Annotated in this window: 14 protein-coding genes and 1 riboswitch; of the genes, 13 read left to right on the top strand and 1 reads right to left on the bottom strand. The window is 62.1% G+C overall.

Going from position 1 to position 16,500, the window contains the following annotated elements; all coding sequences use genetic code 11:
* Positions 1-122: 122 nt before the first annotated feature.
* Complete coding sequence (locus PBDP_RS22230) at positions 123-707, bottom strand: hypothetical protein (RefSeq protein ID WP_109753971.1); 585 nt, start codon at positions 705-707, stop codon at positions 123-125.
* Between the two features lie 159 nt (positions 708-866).
* Positions 867-1,077, top strand: a riboswitch (cobalamin riboswitch).
* A gap of 79 nt (positions 1,078-1,156) precedes the next feature.
* Here PBDP_RS22230 and cobO point away from each other — a divergent pair.
* From cobO to PBDP_RS22165, 13 genes are all read left to right on the top strand, one after another.
* Positions 1,157-1,768: a cob(I)yrinic acid a,c-diamide adenosyltransferase gene (gene cobO, locus PBDP_RS22225; protein WP_134925410.1), complete on the top strand. Its 612-nt coding sequence runs from the start codon at positions 1,157-1,159 to the stop codon at positions 1,766-1,768.
* A complete protein-coding gene (locus tag PBDP_RS22220) occupies positions 1,765-3,165 on the top strand; it encodes a cobyrinic acid a,c-diamide synthase CobB (protein ID WP_212801329.1) in 1,401 nt (466 codons plus the stop codon). Before cobO ends, PBDP_RS22220 begins: the two co-directional genes overlap by 4 nt.
* Complete coding sequence (gene bluB, locus PBDP_RS22215; protein WP_212801328.1) at positions 3,162-3,812, top strand: 5,6-dimethylbenzimidazole synthase; 651 nt, start codon at positions 3,162-3,164, stop codon at positions 3,810-3,812. Before PBDP_RS22220 ends, bluB begins: the two co-directional genes overlap by 4 nt.
* A complete protein-coding gene (gene cbiB, locus PBDP_RS22210; RefSeq protein WP_212801327.1) occupies positions 3,809-4,717 on the top strand; it encodes an adenosylcobinamide-phosphate synthase CbiB in 909 nt (302 codons plus the stop codon). Before bluB ends, cbiB begins: the two co-directional genes overlap by 4 nt.
* Entirely contained in the window at positions 4,710-5,702 is a 993-nt protein-coding gene (gene cobD / locus PBDP_RS22205; RefSeq protein WP_109753976.1) for a threonine-phosphate decarboxylase CobD, read from the top strand. Before cbiB ends, cobD begins: the two co-directional genes overlap by 8 nt.
* The gene (locus tag PBDP_RS22200) at positions 5,699-7,150 is read left to right on the top strand and encodes a cobyric acid synthase (RefSeq protein WP_212801326.1); all 1,452 of its coding nucleotides are present in this window, start codon (positions 5,699-5,701) and stop codon (positions 7,148-7,150) included. Before cobD ends, PBDP_RS22200 begins: the two co-directional genes overlap by 4 nt.
* Positions 7,151-7,301: 151 nt before the next feature.
* On the top strand, positions 7,302-7,823 hold the full coding sequence (cobU, locus tag PBDP_RS22195) for a bifunctional adenosylcobinamide kinase/adenosylcobinamide-phosphate guanylyltransferase (RefSeq protein WP_212801325.1): 522 nt from the start codon (positions 7,302-7,304) through the stop codon (positions 7,821-7,823).
* Positions 7,820-8,875, top strand: coding sequence for a nicotinate-nucleotide--dimethylbenzimidazole phosphoribosyltransferase (gene cobT, locus PBDP_RS22190; RefSeq protein WP_212801324.1), 1,056 nt, complete (start codon positions 7,820-7,822; stop codon positions 8,873-8,875). The genes cobU and cobT overlap by 4 nt, the downstream gene beginning before the upstream one ends.
* A complete protein-coding gene (cobC, locus tag PBDP_RS22185) occupies positions 8,872-9,447 on the top strand; it encodes an alpha-ribazole phosphatase family protein (RefSeq protein ID WP_212801323.1) in 576 nt (191 codons plus the stop codon). Before cobT ends, cobC begins: the two co-directional genes overlap by 4 nt.
* A gap of 2 nt (positions 9,448-9,449) precedes the next feature.
* On the top strand, positions 9,450-10,181 hold the full coding sequence (locus tag PBDP_RS22180) for an adenosylcobinamide-GDP ribazoletransferase (protein ID WP_212801322.1): 732 nt from the start codon (positions 9,450-9,452) through the stop codon (positions 10,179-10,181).
* A gap of 177 nt (positions 10,182-10,358) precedes the next feature.
* Entirely contained in the window at positions 10,359-12,353 is a 1,995-nt protein-coding gene (locus PBDP_RS22175; protein WP_240337703.1) for a hypothetical protein, read from the top strand.
* A gap of 291 nt (positions 12,354-12,644) precedes the next feature.
* Positions 12,645-14,846, top strand: coding sequence for an autotransporter outer membrane beta-barrel domain-containing protein (locus PBDP_RS22170; protein WP_212801321.1), 2,202 nt, complete (start codon positions 12,645-12,647; stop codon positions 14,844-14,846).
* A gap of 133 nt (positions 14,847-14,979) precedes the next feature.
* Positions 14,980-16,449 (top strand): Ig-like domain-containing protein, encoded by a 1,470-nt coding sequence (locus tag PBDP_RS22165; protein WP_212801320.1) that lies wholly within the window; start codon positions 14,980-14,982, stop codon positions 16,447-16,449.
* Positions 16,450-16,500: the final 51 nt, after the last annotated feature.

Here is a 16,500-nt window from a genome sequence, read left to right as displayed (position 1 = left end):
GATGTGCTGGCCTCTTCGCGAGCAAGCTCGCTCCCACAGGAGGGGCGGGGTGTATATGAGTTTTATGTCTGCTGAAGATTCACTGTGGGAGCTTGCTCCCACAGCTTCTTGTGCGGGATGAATCAGCCGTGGGCCTGTTTGAACAGCACCGCAATGCCAGGATGGTAGTGACCGGCTTCGTTGCGCAACTTGCGATAGGCGTAAGGGAAGTACCAGGCCACGGCGCAGGTGTTTTCCTTCTGCAGGTCGTCGATCATGTCCTGCAGTTCTTCCGGCGTGGCGCTTTGCTGGGCCTTTTGTGGTGAGACGAACAGGCAGCCCAGCTTCAGGTCGCTGGCGTAGCTGATGCGCTTGGCATCGCTGGTGACTTCCAGCAGCGGCTGGGTCAGGTTCAGGTTGGTGACCTTGGGCCAGCGTTGGGTGGCTTGGATAAAGGCGCGTTCATCGGCGCCGGCGATGAACAGATCGGCGCTGACGTTGCGTTCGCCTTCTTCATTCTGCTTGCGGGTCGGCGCGCTCTGCAGCGTGACCATCTCGGCCATCCAGGCGGCAGCCGACAACAGGCCAAGGTTGGCCCGTTCATCGAACCAGTACGGGGTGTCGTTATCGCCGCGCACGGCGTTGTAGCGGTCGATACAATCAAACCAGCGTTCCAGCACCGGGCGCAGGAATTCCAGCTTTGGATTGCTGATGAGCATGCCTTGCATGTTTTTGCCCTCTTGTTCTTGTGATATCGGGTCATGATGCCTATTTGATATCACTTGCCGTAGCGTGGCACAAGATTGGCGTCATTTTATTGATCGGGGCCAATGTTTGGTGCATGGCCCATGGCGGCTTTAATTGACGCTCCACCCCCAACCCTCTAACCTTCGCCGCTTGTTTCAGGTGCTCTATGACCCCGGTCGATAGAGTGAAACAGGGAAGCCGGTGAGTGCACACGAACCCGGCGCTGCCCCCGCAACGGTAAATGAGTCAAGGCTGCGCTAAAGCCACTGTGTCGCACAGACATGGGAAGGCGCACAGCCGGGCATTGCGCCGCTCATGAGCCCGGAGACCGGCCTGATTCATCCAACGGCATCACGGTGGGCGATGCCAGGCTTGTTGCCGTCTTTTTTTGTGCCCGCCCGCCGTTATCCAATCCCAACGGAGAGCTCCCATGACCGACACCCCTGATCGCGACGAACGCCACCTGGCGCGCATGCTGCGCAAGAAAGCCGTGATCGACGAGCGCATCGCCAACTCGCCGAACGAATGCGGCCTGCTGCTGGTGCTGACCGGCAACGGCAAGGGCAAGAGCAGCTCGGCGTTCGGCATGCTCGCACGGTCCATGGGGCACGGCATGCAATGTGGGGTGGTGCAGTTCATCAAGGGGCGCAACAGCACCGGTGAAGAGCTGTTTTTCCGCCGGTTCCCGGAGCAGGTACGTTTTCATGTGATGGGCGAAGGGTTTACCTGGGAAACCCAGGACCGCCAGCGCGACATCGCCGCCGCTGAAGCTGCCTGGGCCGTATCGCGGCAATTGCTCAGCGATCCGTCCATTGGCCTGGTGGTGCTCGATGAACTCAATATCGCCCTCAAGCACGGTTACCTCGACCTCGATCAGGTGTTGAGCGATCTGCAGGCCCGTCCGCCGATGCAGCATGTGGTGGTGACCGGTCGCGGCGCCAAGCCGGAGATGATCGAGCTGGCCGACACCGTGACCGAAATGGGCATGATCAAGCACGCGTTCCAGGCGGGCATCAAGGCGCAGAAAGGCGTCGAACTGTGAGTGATGCTCGCCACTGCCCGGCAGTGCTGATCGCCGCTCCGGCCTCGGGACAAGGCAAGACCACCGTCACCGCGGCGCTGGCCCGGTTGCATCGCAACCAGGGACGCAAGGTGCGCGTCTTCAAGTGCGGCCCGGACTTCCTCGACCCGATGATCCTGGAGCGGGCCAGCGGTGCGCCGGTCTATCAATTGGACATGTGGATGGTCGGCGAGCAGGAGAGCCGTCGGCTGTTGTGGGAGGCCGCCGCTGAAGCAGACCTGATCCTGATCGAAGGGGTGATGGGGCTGTTCGACGGTACCCCGTCCAGCGCTGACCTGGCGCGGCATTTTGGCGTGCCGGTGCTGGCGGTGATCGACGGCACGGCCATGGCCCAGACTTTCGGCGCCCTGGCCCTGGGCCTGGCGCGTTATCAGCCGGACTTGCCATTCGCCGGAGTATTGGCCAACCGCGTCGGCACCCTGCGCCACGCACAATTGCTCGAAGGCAGCCTGACCGAAGGCCTGCGCTGGTACGGCGCGTTGTCCCGGGAAACCGGCATCGAATTGCCCAGCCGTCATCTCGGCCTGGTCCAGGCCCGTGAATTGAATGACCTCGACCTGCGCCTCGACGCGGCGGCCGAGGCCTTGGCCGGCAGTTGCGAAGTAGCGCTGCCGCCAGCGGTGGCATTCGCCGCGCCCGAGGTGATCGCTGTTGAGCCGTGGCTCGCTGGGGTACGCATCGCCGTGGCCCGGGACGAAGCGTTTGCCTTCACCTACGGCGCGAGCCTCGATCTGCTGCGGGCCATGGGCGCGCAGTTGAGCTTCTTTTCGCCGATCCATGACACTCAACTGCCGGAGGCGGACAGCCTGTATCTGCCCGGCGGTTATCCGGAACTGCACCACGTCGCGCTGGCTCGGAACACGGCGATGCTGGCCGCGATCCGTGCTCACCATGCCGCCGGTAAACCGTTGCTCGCCGAATGTGGCGGCATGTTGTACCTGCTCGATTCATTGACCGATGTCGACGGCGTGCGCGCCGAACTGCTGGGTTTGCTGGCCGGCGATGCGCAGATGCAGAAGCGCCTGGCGGCCCTGGCGCTGCAATCGGTGGATTTGCCGGAAGGCAACCTGCGTGGGCACACCTATCATCACTCCCTGACCAGCACCGAGGTTGAACCGATTGCCCGTGGGCATAGCCCCAATGGCGGGCGAGGAGCGGAGGCGGTATTCCGGCAGGGGCGGATGACGGCTTCCTATGTGCATTTTTATTTTCCGTCGAATCCGCGGGCGATTGCCGGGTTGTTTGCGCCTGATCCTGAGACCGCTATCGCGAGCAGGCTCGCTCCCACAGGGGATTGTGTGATCTCAAGTGCTGCGCTAGCCAGTGTGGGAGCGGGCTTGCTCGCGAAGAGGCCATGACAGACACCGCATTCTCCCAGGCCGAACGCGACGCCATTTACCGCGCCATCGCCGAACGTCGTGACATGCGCCACTTCACCGGCGGCACGGTCGAACCGGCCTTGCTGCGCCGTCTGCTGGAAGCCGCGCACCAGGCCCCCAGCGTCGGCCTGATGCAACCATGGCGATTCATTCGCATCAGCGACCGCGCCTTGCGTGGGCAGATCCGCCAACTGGTGGAGCAGGAACGCGTCCGCACCGCCGAGGCTCTGGGCGAGCGCAGCGATGAGTTCATGAAGCTCAAGGTCGAAGGCATCGACGATTGCGCCGAAGTGCTGGTGGCGGCGTTGATGGATGATCGCGAGCGGCACATCTTCGGTCGCCGGACCTTGCCGGAAATGGACCTGGCCTCGCTGTCCTGCGCGATCCAGAATCTGTGGCTGGCCTCTCGCGCCGAAGGGCTGGGGATGGGCTGGGTGTCGTTGTTCGAACCCCAGGCCCTGGCTGACCTGTTGGGCCTGCCTGCCGGGGCCAAGCCGCTGGCGATCCTCTGCCTGGGCCCGGTTGAGGGTTTTTATCCGGCACCGATGCTCGCCCTGGAAGGGTGGGCGCAACCGCGTCCGCTCAATGAACTGCTGTATGAAAACCGTTGGGGAGTGAGCCCATGAGTGTGGCGTTGCTCAGTGCCGCCGCGGTGGCGCTGGATGCGCTGTTGGGCGAGCCCCGGCGCTGGCATCCGTTGGTGGCCTTCGGTGGCTTTGCCGATCGCATCGAACAACGCTTCAATTCCGGCGGGCGCGGCTGGCGCAGCCACGGGGTGACGGCGTGGATCATCGCCGTGGTGCCGCTGACCCTGCTGGCCACGGCCCTGTCCTGGGCGCCTGTGGTGGGTTGGCTGGTGGAGATCCTGGCGTTGTACTGTGCCCTCGGCCTGCGCAGCCTTGGCGAACATGTCGAGCCGGTGGCGCGGGCGCTGCGCAGTGGTGATCTGGACGAGGCGCGCCTGCGAGTCGGCTATCTGGTCAGTCGCGAGACGCGCGAGTTGGACGAGACCGCCGTGGCCCGCGCCGCCACCGAATCGGTGCTGGAAAACGGCAGCGACGCGGTGTTCGCCGCGCTGTTCTGGTTCGCCGTGGCTGGCGCGCCCGGCGTGGTGCTGTACCGCTTGAGCAATACCCTCGACGCCATGTGGGGCTATCGCAATGAACGCTTCGAACGCTTTGGATGGGCGGCGGCGAAGATCGACGACGTGCTCAACTACATCCCGGCGCGCCTGGTGGCGTTGACCTACGCGCTGCTCGGCAAGACCCGCCTGGCGCTCAAGTGCTGGCGCACCCAAGGCCCAACCTGGGACAGCCCCAACGCCGGGCCGGTGATGGCCGCGGGTGCCGGCGCGCTGGGCGTCGAGCTGGGCGGGGCGGCGGTTTATCACGGCGAACTGCACCAACGTCCGCCCTTGGGCGAAGGCCTGCCGGCGAGTGCCGACTCCATCGATCGCGGCTGGCAATTGGTCCAGCGCGGGGTATGGTTGTGGTTGCTGATTCTCTGCCTGGGAGCTGAGTTTTATGCTTGAACACGGTGGACGCCTGCGCAACGCGGCCCGGCAATACGGCATTGCCGAGGCGGATTGGCTCGACCTGTCCAGCGGCCTGGCGCCCTGGCCGTTCGAGGTCCCGGCGATTCCCCTGCGGGCCTGGGCACGCCTGCCGGAAACCGATGACGGTTTGGAACAGGCCGCCTGCGATTACTACGGTGCGTTGGATGTGCTGCCGGTGGCCGGTTCGCAGATGGCTATTCAGTTGTTGCCGCGTTTGCGTCGGGCCGGCAAGGTCGGTGTGCTTTCGCCGTGTTACGCCGAACATGCCGAAGCCTGGCGCCGCAGTGGCTACATCGTGCGCGAAGTGTTGGCGTCGGAGGTGGATTTCTTCATCGACAGCCTCGATGTGCTGGTGGTGGTCAATCCGAACAATCCCACGGGCCTGAGCCTTGCGCCCGAGCGCTTGCTGGACTGGCATGCCCGCCTGGCCCAGCGCGGTGGCTGGCTGGTGGTGGATGAAGCCTTCATGGACATCACACCGGCGCTGAGCCTGGCGGCGCACACCCATCTGGTCGGGTTGATCGTGCTGCGTTCGTTTGGCAAGTTCTTTGGCCTGGCCGGGGTGCGCCTGGGGTTTGTCTTGGCCGAGCGCCGCTTGCTCAAGTTGCTCGCCGAACAGGTCGGGCCATGGGCCGTCAGCGGGCCGACCCGGGTCTTGGGCCAGGCGTGCTTGCTGGACAGCGACGCCCACGCCCGTCAACGCCAACGCTGCGAAGCCACCAGCCAACGCCTGGCGCTGGTGCTCGAGCATCACGGTTTCAAGCCTCAGGGCGGCTGCGGATTGTTCCAGTGGCTGGTCACCGAGCACGCCGAGGGGCTTCACGATTTCATGGCCCATCGCGGCATTCTCCTGCGGTTGTTCACCAGTACCGGCAGCCTGCGCTTCGGACTGCCGGCTGACGACAGCGAATTCCTGCGCCTCGAACAGGCCTTCGAGGCCTACGCCAAGGACGTTCAATGACCACAGTGATGGTGCAGGGCACCACCTCCGATGCTGGCAAAAGTACCTTGGTTACGGCGCTGTGCCGCTGGGTCAGGCGCCAGGGTGTGAGCGTGGTGCCGTTCAAGCCGCAGAACATGGCCCTCAACAGCGCCGTGACCGCCGACGGCGGCGAAATCGGTCGCGCCCAAGCCGTGCAGGCCCAGGCCGCCGGGCTCGAACCGCACACCGACATGAATCCGGTGTTGCTCAAGCCCAACAGCGACACCGGCGCCCAGGTGATCATCCATGGCCGCGCCGTCACCACCATGAACGCCGTGGCCTATCACGATTACAAAGCCACCGCGATGCAAGCCGTGCTCGCCTCCCACGCACGTTTGAGCGCCGCGTATCCGGTGGTGATGGTGGAGGGCGCCGGCTCGCCAGCGGAGATCAATCTGCGCGCCGGTGACATCGCCAACATGGGTTTTGCCGAGGCGGTGGACTGCCCGGTGCTGCTGATCGCTGATATCAATCGCGGCGGGGTGTTCGCCCATCTGGTCGGTACACTGGAGTTGCTTTCCGTCAGCGAGCAGGCGCGGGTCAAGGGCTTCATCATCAATCGCTTTCGCGGCGACATCGCTTTGCTGCAACCGGGTCTGGACTGGTTGGAGGCGCGCACCGGCAAACCGGTGATCGGTGTGTTGCCCTACGTGATGGACCTGCACCTGGAAGCCGAGGACGGCCTCGACCAACGCCAGGCCGACAAGGCCGAGCAAGTGCTCAAGGTGGTGGTGCCGGTGCTGCCGCGCATCAGCAACCACACCGATTTCGATCCGCTGCGCCTGCACCCCCAGGTCGACCTGCAATTCATAGGCCCCGGCCAAACCATCCCGCCGGCCGACCTGATCATCCTGCCCGGTTCGAAAAGCGTGCGCAGCGACCTGGCCTACCTGCGCGCCAACGGTTGGGAAACGGCGATCAATCGCCACCTGCGCTACGGCGGCAAATTGCTGGGCATCTGCGGCGGCTTGCAGATGCTTGGCCAGCAGGTCCACGACCCGTTGGGGCTGGAAGGGGCGGCGGGTTCCAGTGCCGGGTTGGGTTTGCTGGCTTTCGAAACGACCCTGGAACACGAGAAGCAATTGCGCAATGTGCGCGGGCGGTTGGCGTTGGAAGAGGCCGAAGTCAGTGGCTATGAGATTCATGCCGGCGTAACCAGCGGCCCGGCCCTGGAAAACCCGGCGGTGCATCTGGACGACGGTCGTTGCGACGGCGCCCAGAGCCTCGACGGGCAGATTTTCGGCACCTACCTGCACGGGCTGTTCGAGTCGCCCCAGGCCAGCAGCGCGTTGTTGCGTTGGGCCGGGTTGCAGGATGTGCAAACGGTGGACTACCACGGCTTGCGCGAGCGGGACATCGAGCGGTTGGCGGATCTGGTGGAGCGGCATTTGGATATTGGGGTGTTGCGTGAACTCTGTGGGATTTGAGGTGGCTGTACCGGCGTCATCGCGAGCAGGCTCGCTCCCACATTGGATCTCGGATGACCACAGAATTCATGTACACCCTAGATCAACTGTGGGAGCGAGCCTGCTCGCGATGGGGTCGTCAGCAACACCGCCTATTTGAAAGGTAAAAAACATGCTGCAACTCATCCTCGGCGGCGCCCGCTCCGGCAAGAGTCGCCTGGCGGAAAAGCTCGCCACGGACACTCGACTGCCAGTGACCTACATCGCCACCAGCCAACCCCTGGACGGCGAGATGAACGCACGGGTCGCCCAGCACCGCGCCCGCCGTCCGGCCGAATGGGCCCTGGTGGAAGAACCCTTGGCCCTGGCCCGCGTGCTGCGGGAAAACGCCGCTCCCGGACAATGCCTGCTGGTGGACTGCCTGACCCTATGGCTGACCAACCTGCTGATGCTCGACGATCCCGAACAACTGATTACCGAACGCCAAGCACTGCTGGACTGCTTGGCCGCGCTGCCCGGTGAAATCATTTTTGTCAGCAACGAGACCGGAATGGGTGTCGTGCCGCTGGGCGAGTTGACTCGCCGTTACGTCGATGAAGCCGGTTGGCTGCATCAAGCCTTGGCCGAACGTTGTCAGCGCGTCGTGCTGACCGTCGCCGGCCTGCCCCTGACCCTCAAAGGTACTGCGTTATGAATCACCGCTGGTGGCTGGACCCATGCAAGCCCCTCGATACCCAGGCTTTGGAGCAGGCCACGGCCCGTCAGCAACAGCTGACCAAACCCGCCGGTTCATTGGGCCGACTGGAATCGGTGGCGGTGCAACTGGCGGGCCTGCAAGGGCAGGTCAAGCCGAGCCTGGATCGGCTGTGGATCGCGATTTTTGCCGGTGACCACGGTGTGGTGGCTGAAGGCGTGTCGGCCTATCCCCAGGAAGTTACCGGGCAGATGCTGCTCAACTTCGTCAGCGGTGGCGCGGCCATCAGCGTCCTGGCGCGGCAACTGGGCGCGTCCCTGGAAGTAGTAGACCTGGGCACCGTGACACCTTCGCTCGACCTGCCCGGTGTGCGCCATCTGAATGTCGGCCCTGGCACGGCGAATTTCCTCCAGGGCCCGGCCATGACCGCGTCCCAGGGCGAACAAGCTTTGCAAGCCGGACGCGACAGCGTGACCCGTGCCGTCGCCACTGGGGCGCAATTGTTCATCGGCGGCGAGATGGGCATCGGCAACACCACCGCCGCCAGCGCCCTGGCCTGCGCCTTGCTCGATTGCCCGGTGGCGCAACTGGTCGGGCCGGGCACGGGGTTGGACGCAGCGGGTGTCAGCCGCAAGGCCCAGGTCATCGAACGTGCCCTGGCGCTGCACGCTGCCCAGCGCAACGACCCGTTGCAGACCTTGTTCAACCTCGGTGGTTTTGAAATCGCCGCGTTGGTCGGTGCGTACCTGGCCTGCGCCCAACAGGGCGTTGCGGTGCTGGTGGACGGTTTCATCTGCAGCGTCGCGGCCCTGGTGGCGGTACGGCTCAATCCCGCGTGTCGGCCGTGGCTGCTGTTCGCCCATCGCGGCGCCGAGCCGGGCCATCGCCACGTGCTGGAAACCCTCGGCGCCGAACCGCTGCTGGAGCTCGGCCTGCGCCTGGGCGAGGGCAGTGGCGCGGCGTTGGCGGTGCCGCTGTTGCGCCTGGCCTGTGATCTGCACGGGCAGATGGCGACGTTTGCCGAAGCGGCCGTGGCGGATCGTCCGGCATGACCTTGCGCCTGGACCTGCTGCGTCACGGCGAAACCGAACTGGGCGGCGGCTTGCGCGGCAGCCTCGACGACGCCTTGACCGCCAAGGGCTGGGAGCAGATGCACGCAGCGGTGGAGCAGGGCGGGCCGTGGGATCGATTGGTCAGTTCACCGTTGCAGCGTTGCGCTCGCTTCGCTGACCAGCTCGGTGCCCGCCTCGGCCTGCCGCTGCACTTGGACAAAGACCTGCAAGAACTGCATTTCGGCGCCTGGGAAGGCCGCAGCGTGGCGGCGTTGATGGACACCGACGCCGAAGCCTTGAGCCGCTTCTGGGCCGATCCCTACAGCTTCACGCCGCCCGACGGCGAGCCAGTGCTGGCGTTCTCCAACCGCGTACTGGCGGCGGTCGAACGCCTGCACGCGGCCTACGCGGGGCAACGCATCTTGCTGATCAGCCATGGCGGCGTGATGCGCTTGCTGCTGGCCCAAGCCCGGGGCCTACCTCGCGAACAATTGCTCAACGTCGAAGTCAGCCACGGCGCGTTGTTTTCTCTACACGTGTCGTCCGACGCCGTGCTGACAGAGGTTGGCTGAAGATGCTGCCATTCTGGATCGCCCTGCAATTTCTCAGCAGCCTGCCAGTGCGCTTGCCGGGCATGCCCGAGCCTGAGCAACTGGGTCGTTCGTTGCTGTTCTATCCGCTGGTGGGGCTGTTGTTCGGTCTTTTGCTGTGGTTGCTCGATGCCTTGCTGGCAGGCACACCGTCGCTGCTGCACGCGGCACTGTTGCTGAGCGCATGGGTGTTGCTCAGCGGCGGCCTGCACCTGGATGGCCTGGCCGACAGCGCTGATGCCTGGTTGGGCGGTTTTGGCGATCGCGAACGCACGCTGCTGATCATGAAGGATCCGCGCAGCGGGCCGATTGCGGTGATCACTTTGGTGTTGGTGTTGCTGCTCAAGTTCACCGCGCTGCTGGCGTTGATCGAGCAGGGGCAAGCGTTGGTCTTGATCATCGTGCCAGTGCTGGGGCGTGCCGCGTTGCTTGGGCTGTTCTTGACCACGCCTTATGTGCGTGCCAGCGGGTTGGGCCAGGCACTTGCCGATCATCTGCCGCGGCGCGCGGGGTGGTGGGTGTTGCTGGTGTGTGCGCTGGGGGGCGTGTTGGTGGCGGGTTGGGCCGGCATTTGGGCGTTGCTGGTTGCCTTGGCAGTGTTTGTTGGCTTGCGCCAGATGATGTTGCGTCGGTTGGGGGGCTGTACCGGGGATACCGCTGGGGCCTTGTTGGAATTGCTTGAAATGGCGGTATTGGTGGGGATGGTGTTGATCTGATCAAGATCATCCAGGTCACTGTGCAAACAAACACCTGTCAACTCTGACAGTTTCGCAGTATTTGAAATAAGCGCTTACTTCTCCCACGTGCAGAACGACGGGAGGGGTCAGGCAGTGCCCGCTAATAATCGGTCTGCTTTTCGACTGAAACGCCATGGATAGCCATGGTTTCTTGGTATGAATACGGAGAGCGACAACATGGCTGGTTCAAATGAAAAAGAGCAGCGCACCTCGAATGAAACCGAATCCGGCGGGGCTGAACCGTTTGAGGTTCAGGACCCGGTTGTGCAACCGCCTCCGCTACCAGGGTTGCCAGTGGGGCTTATTCGCAGGGCAGATCTTGATACCGGTCTAACGACAACGATCACGACTTGGGGGGGTGGTCCGATACCGGCTGGAATGACGGAGTATTTTCGGCTGCAGTGGGCGCGAGCGGACAGTGATGAATGGGAACTGTTTGAAGAACACTCTTTTACGGGCGGCGATACTTGGGTGCCGCTGGTTTTCCGTATTCCCAGTAGTTTCTTGCTCGATTCGGAGCACGAAGGACCTTTCGACCTCCGATACCAACACGAGAACTACGTTGGTACCCCTGATGCGTCTGGACGAACGCTTATCCACATCGATAAGACTCCGCCCGATGGTGGGCGCATACCGGAACGAATGATCTTCACCGCCGTGCCGCCCATCACCGATGCATCGTTTGGCGCGAATGATTACCTTGAAGCGACCATCCCACCTTGGACGGGTGACCAGACGGATGTGAAAATCGCCTACGGCTGGATAAAGGGAGAGCTGCCTGAACGTCCCGAGGATGTCGACCTGATCGGCCCGGAACCCATTGACCCGAATGGCACCAGAACCGTGCGTATTCCCAAAGACAAGTTCATTGCCGCCGGGGATGGCATGTGCTGCGGCGGCTACGTCCTGATCGACAAGGCCGGCAATATCAGCCCGTTGTCCAAGTATGAACTCATGTCGGTTGCCCTCGACCCGTTGCCGCTCCCGCCCTTGGATGAGCCCACGGCGGCGGATGCTACGGGCGGCGAGCTGCTGCGTTCGGACATTGTCGACGGGAATGTGCTTGTCAATGTGCCCCATGTCACCAGGGGCAAAGAAACCGATACTGTGGTGGTCAAATGGAAGACTCGGGAGATCACGCCGGGTACGCCTGTGGGTAGCAATCCATCGGGCGGGATCAACATCCCCGTGCCTTGGTCGGTCCTCTGGGCCGAATACGGCAGCACCACGACTGGCGCGGTGGATACGCCAGTCTCCTACACGGTGCTGCGGGGTGTAGAACCTTTTGGCTCGGAGGTGGCCACCGTCCGATGCAACTTTTCCGGCGCAGGCCCGGTCAATCCGGACCCGGAACCTGGTAATGGCGGGCTGAAGGTGGTCACGGTGGTGGGCGAGTCGGGCGTTGACAATGAGTTGGAGGAAAGCGACGAGGACGGGGAGATCAAGGCCACGATCGAACTGGTCGCGCCACTGGTCAATGGCGACACGTATCAAGTCATGTGGAACGGCGCCCCCATCGGTAACCCCCGTGTGATTGATACTGCCAATGACAATGTGGGGGACGACATCGAGATTGATCTCGATTGGGACGTCATCCGTGACGAAGGCCCCAGCGATGCCATGCCAGTCTGGTACGTGTTGACCAATGCGGCTCATGCAAACCCGCAAGAGCCTAAACAACGCACTTCGGTCAAGATTGATTTCCTGGTTCAAGCGTTGCCGGAGGCCATACCTCAACACATCGTTAACAACTTCGTGACCTGTCTATCATTGCGCTGGAATGCGGGTAACACCACCTTCGGCATCGAGTACCTTATCCCGCCAAGCCGCTATTTGCAGGTAGGTGACGAGGTCGTAGTGGAATGGAAGGCCTACACAAACTTTAACAGCCCGGTGGAGGTGCCCACCGCCAGAAAAATTGCGACGTTCAGCAATATCACGAAAGAGCAGGTGGATAACGGAATTGTCTGGCTCATCGAACCCTACGATGTGCATGTCCTGCCTACCTGGACGAACCCTCTCCCGATAGGCAAGGGCGAAGTGAGCTACACGATAACGGGAAAATCGTATACACCCACGCCTACCAATACCAGGGTGGCGTTGTCCCAGGGCGAGGGTAGCTGCAACGTTCCGCCGGGGCCGAATCCTTGAGCATGCAGTTAGACAGGTAACACTCGTTCGTATCCGAAATCCTGTGGGAGCGGGCTTGCTCGCGAAGGCGGTATGTCAAGCGACAAAAATGTTGACTGTACCGCCGCCTTCGCGAGCAAGCCCGCTCCCACAGGTCGGATCCCAGGGTGACTGGCAGCAGGAGGACCAAGCTCTTTCCTATGGTTTGCTTCATCGTTTATGCGGGCGAGTTCAGAAAAGTCCTACATACCGTGGAGTCGACGTTCTGTAGCCTGCGCGGCCTTCTGTATCCAATCGTCACAGGGTGCCTGTATGTCCTCGCCTAAATCGTTTTCGCTGCATCCGTTGTTCCGAGCGTTGAAATTGTTGTCTATCCCGCCTTTGTTGCTGGTCGCTGAGGTGGCGTACGCAAGGGTCCTGAACCCTGGTGAGGTCGTGGACATCGATAGCACCACCGCATCCGATAATTACGTGTTGAACGGCGAGTCGACATTGAATGCCGATGGCGCCCAGACTCGCGATATCACCGTCAACAATTCAACCTTGAACCTCAACAGCACCACCGTGCAGGCAACGAGCGCCAATGGCGTTCTGTTGAGCGTCGGTCGGGCGAACATCGGTAACAGTCACATCACCAGCGACCGGGTTGGCCTGGCGGTGAGTCGTGACGCGGCGGGCACCCAAGGTTCTACCGCGACAGTGAGCGACAGTACCATCATCGGTGGGACGACCGGTGTTTCCGTCTCGGCCTTGAGCGAAGTGACGCTGTTGCGAACCACCGTCATGGGCACTGGCGCCAATGCTGCCGGCCTGCGACTGTTTGGCGGTACCGCCACCGCCACCGACAGTACGATTACCGGGACCCGGAACGGGATCGACATCGGTGTGGATGCAGGCATGACCACGCCCGCTACGCTGAACCTGGACGGTACCCATGTCGAAGGCCTCGACGGCTCGGCAATTGTCGTCGATACCTTTGGCCTGGGGACGATCACCGCCAATATCTCAGTGGCCAACGGCTCCACGCTGTCGGCCAGCAACGGCATCCTGATGGATGTGCGCAATAGCGCCGTGGGCAATTTGAATGTCAGCGGCAGCACACTGGTCGGCGATATCGTCGCGGACGACACCAGCACCGCCAATGTGCTACTGGAAAACGCCGCGACCCTGACCGGGAACCTGCAGAACGTACGGGACCTGGGCATCAACAACGATGCCCGTTGGGTGATGGTCGGTGATGGCGAGGTCGAGAATCTGGTCATGAATGGCGGCGCTATCCAGTTCGGCAACCCCGGTGAATTCTTCAAACTGAACGTAGAGACGTTGTCGGGCAGTGGCGGCACGTTCTATATGCACACCGATTTCAGAACTGGCCAGGTCGACACCCTGACCGTCAACGGCACAGCCACCGGAAATCACACCATCGCCATTGATTCCAGCGGTTCGGAGCCTGGAAGTGCGGGCGCCATCCCGGTGGTCCATATCGGCGGCGGCGACGCGACGTTCACCCTGGCCGGTGGCGAAGTGGACCTGGGGGCTTTTTCGTACGACCTGATCCAACAGGGCAGCAACGACTGGTACCTCAATACCGCCTCACGAGTGATCAGCCCGGGCACCCGCTCGGTCATTGCCCTGTTCAATGCCGCACCGACTGCCTGGCTCGGTGAACTCAGCACCCTGCGTAGCCGCATGGGCGAAGTGCGCACCGATCACGGCAAGGCCGGTGGCTGGATTCGCGCCTACGGTAACAAGTTCAATGTCGATGCCAGTTCCGGCGTCGCCTATAAACAAGTCCAACAGGGCTTGTCGTTCGGTGCGGACGCGCCGTTGCCGGTGGGCGATGGCCAATGGTTGGTCGGTGTGCTGGGTGGCTACAGCAAGTCCGACCTGGACATGAGCCGTGGCACCAGCGCAACCATCGACAGCTACTACCTGGGCGCCTACACCACCTGGCTGGATGAGCAGAGCGGCTACTACTTCGACGGCGTGCTCAAGTTCAACCGTTTCCAGAACGAGTCCGACGTGCAACTGAGCGACGGCAGGAAAACCAAGGGCAACTACGACAGCCATGGTGTCGGTGGCTCCCTGGAGTTCGGCCGGCACATCAAGCTGGCGGATGATTACTTCATTGAACCGTTCACACAGCTGTCCGGTGTGATCATCCAGGGCAAAGACTATGACCTGGACAACGGGCTTTCCGCCGAAGGCAGTCGAACGCACTCCCTGCTGGCCAAGGCAGGGGCGACCGCCGGGCGCAACTTCACCTGGGACGACAAGGTCGTGCAGCCCTATATTCGTGGCGCTTTCGTGCATGAGTTTGCCAACGGCAACAAGGTGAAGGTCAACGACCACACGTTCAACAACGACCTGTCGGGTTCCCGCGGCGAGCTGGGGGCCGGTGTGGCCATGACCCTGACCGACAAGGTCTCGGTTCATGCCGATTTCGACTACAGCAACGGCAATAAGATCGAACAACCGTGGGGTGCCAATGTGGGCGTGCGCTATCTCTGGTAGCGCCGGCTGAGGGGACAGGCATGCCGGATTCAATTCCGGCATTCGCCCTTTGCGGCATTCGAGTGTTCATCAGGATCTTGCCCCTCCAGGCGGTGGCTTGGGGGCTGATATTCAGCGACGGAGAACATGAAAAATGTCATCGACCCAGCCCATCCGGCTTGACCCCACAATGACCGCCCCCTGGACCGAGCCCGAACCGCTGGCGGATATTCCTGGCGGCGAGCGTAACCTGCTACACCGTTCGGCCTGGAGCGACCCGGACAACCCGCTGAGGGTTAAGCTCAAGCCTTGGTACGACGACGATCTACCGGGCGGTCCCTGGACCGAGCGGGTCGATGTTTTTCTGGATGATGACGAGCGCAATATCATCGGCTCCCGGGTGTGGGACCTGCCTATGGATCCGGACGATTACTACGTCCCGATCAGTGCTGACAATTTACCGTCCGGGACGCATACGTTCAGCTTTATCATGACCAACTTTGTGGACGTACCGGCGCGATCATTTCCGTTTACGGTTACCATCGATAAAACCCCTCCGGTCCTGGCCTTTTCGAGCGAACTGCTGATAGACCCGGACATCATCCAGAACGGTCTCTCCGAACAGTACCTCAACGAGCATGGCGGGATCGTTACCGTGACGGTCCCCCCTTATCTGGAGCCCGCCCCCGGCGACAAGATCGTCGCTCAATGGCTCAATGAAAATAATGGCCAGCATGAAGAGGTATTCAAGGACCTCGACCGGAATAATTACGAAGACCCCATACGGCTCGATTTCGACGAAGCGCTTATACGTAGGGTGGGCGATGGTACGCGGGTGATTTCCTATCATGTGTTTGATCGGGCAGGTAATAAGTCAGACGAATCGACACCCGTGTCGTTCTTGGTCTCGGTGGTGCGTGCGCCGCATTTCGTGCCTCATCCGTGGATCACCGAGGCCGAAGGCAGCCCCGCGGAGTATGCCGACCTGAACCCACAAAACGTGGTAGCCGGTGCCACGGCGAAAATCCCTGACGATGCCGTCTATTACAATGACGATGTCGTCCACATGCAGTTCGGTGAGCCAGGTACGGCGGGTGCTATCGCTGTCCCCGTGCCCTGGGGCACAAAAGAAGTGCGCATCCCCCCTGGCAATATCGCGGCGATGTTCGACAAGCGTGTACCGGTTTATTACGACCTGGTCCTGGCGGACTCCTCGAACAAACAGTCCAGGACACTGACGGTGGCGATCAGCACATACCCCTCGCACCGATTCCACGTACCTCAGCTTGAATCCCCTTTTACCGACCCTGTCTCCAAAGGGAGTATTACCGACGCGGGGGTGCCTGTTTATCAACGGGCATGGGCCTTTATCAGCGACGCGTGCCTGGTGACCATTACGGTGTCGGGCAAGAATGCCCAGAATCAAACGGTGAGCCAAATCGTGTTGAATCAGCACCGGGTTCAACCGGCAGAGGTGACGGCCGGGATACGTGTCAGGTTGCCGAGGGCCTTTATGTCGTCTCTTGTGGTTAATCAGAAGTTTACGGTTGAGACCCAAGTCAGCTTCGATGGCGGTGCGAGATGGACGCGGTTCGACCATTTGACGCCGACGCTGATTGAGTGAGTGCGGGTCCTCGTTGTGGTAGGTATTTTGGTTGGACTCGCCAATACGAGC

The organism is Pseudomonas sp. St290 (genome assembly GCF_018325805.1).
GTDB classification, from domain to species: domain Bacteria; phylum Pseudomonadota; class Gammaproteobacteria; order Pseudomonadales; family Pseudomonadaceae; genus Aquipseudomonas; species Aquipseudomonas bijieensis.
The sequence above is the reverse complement of the archived record's forward strand: the minus strand, read 5'-3'. Positions and strand labels throughout refer to the sequence as shown.

Coding starts and splice junctions, on each gene's coding strand:
- PBDP_RS22230 (WP_109753971.1), bottom strand. CDS start 707: ATGCAAGGCATGCTCATCAGCAATCCAAAGCTGGAATTCCTGCGCCCG.
- cobO (WP_134925410.1), top strand. CDS start 1,157: ATGACCGACACCCCTGATCGCGACGAACGCCACCTGGCGCGCATGCTG.
- bluB (WP_212801328.1), top strand. CDS start 3,162: ATGACAGACACCGCATTCTCCCAGGCCGAACGCGACGCCATTTACCGC.
- cbiB (WP_212801327.1), top strand. CDS start 3,809: ATGAGTGTGGCGTTGCTCAGTGCCGCCGCGGTGGCGCTGGATGCGCTG.
- cobD (WP_109753976.1), top strand. CDS start 4,710: ATGCTTGAACACGGTGGACGCCTGCGCAACGCGGCCCGGCAATACGGC.
- PBDP_RS22200 (WP_212801326.1), top strand. CDS start 5,699: ATGACCACAGTGATGGTGCAGGGCACCACCTCCGATGCTGGCAAAAGT.
- cobU (WP_212801325.1), top strand. CDS start 7,302: ATGCTGCAACTCATCCTCGGCGGCGCCCGCTCCGGCAAGAGTCGCCTG.
- cobT (WP_212801324.1), top strand. CDS start 7,820: ATGAATCACCGCTGGTGGCTGGACCCATGCAAGCCCCTCGATACCCAG.
- cobC (WP_212801323.1), top strand. CDS start 8,872: ATGACCTTGCGCCTGGACCTGCTGCGTCACGGCGAAACCGAACTGGGC.
- PBDP_RS22180 (WP_212801322.1), top strand. CDS start 9,450: ATGCTGCCATTCTGGATCGCCCTGCAATTTCTCAGCAGCCTGCCAGTG.
- PBDP_RS22175 (WP_240337703.1), top strand. CDS start 10,359: ATGAATACGGAGAGCGACAACATGGCTGGTTCAAATGAAAAAGAGCAG.
- PBDP_RS22170 (WP_212801321.1), top strand. CDS start 12,645: ATGTCCTCGCCTAAATCGTTTTCGCTGCATCCGTTGTTCCGAGCGTTG.
- PBDP_RS22165 (WP_212801320.1), top strand. CDS start 14,980: ATGTCATCGACCCAGCCCATCCGGCTTGACCCCACAATGACCGCCCCC.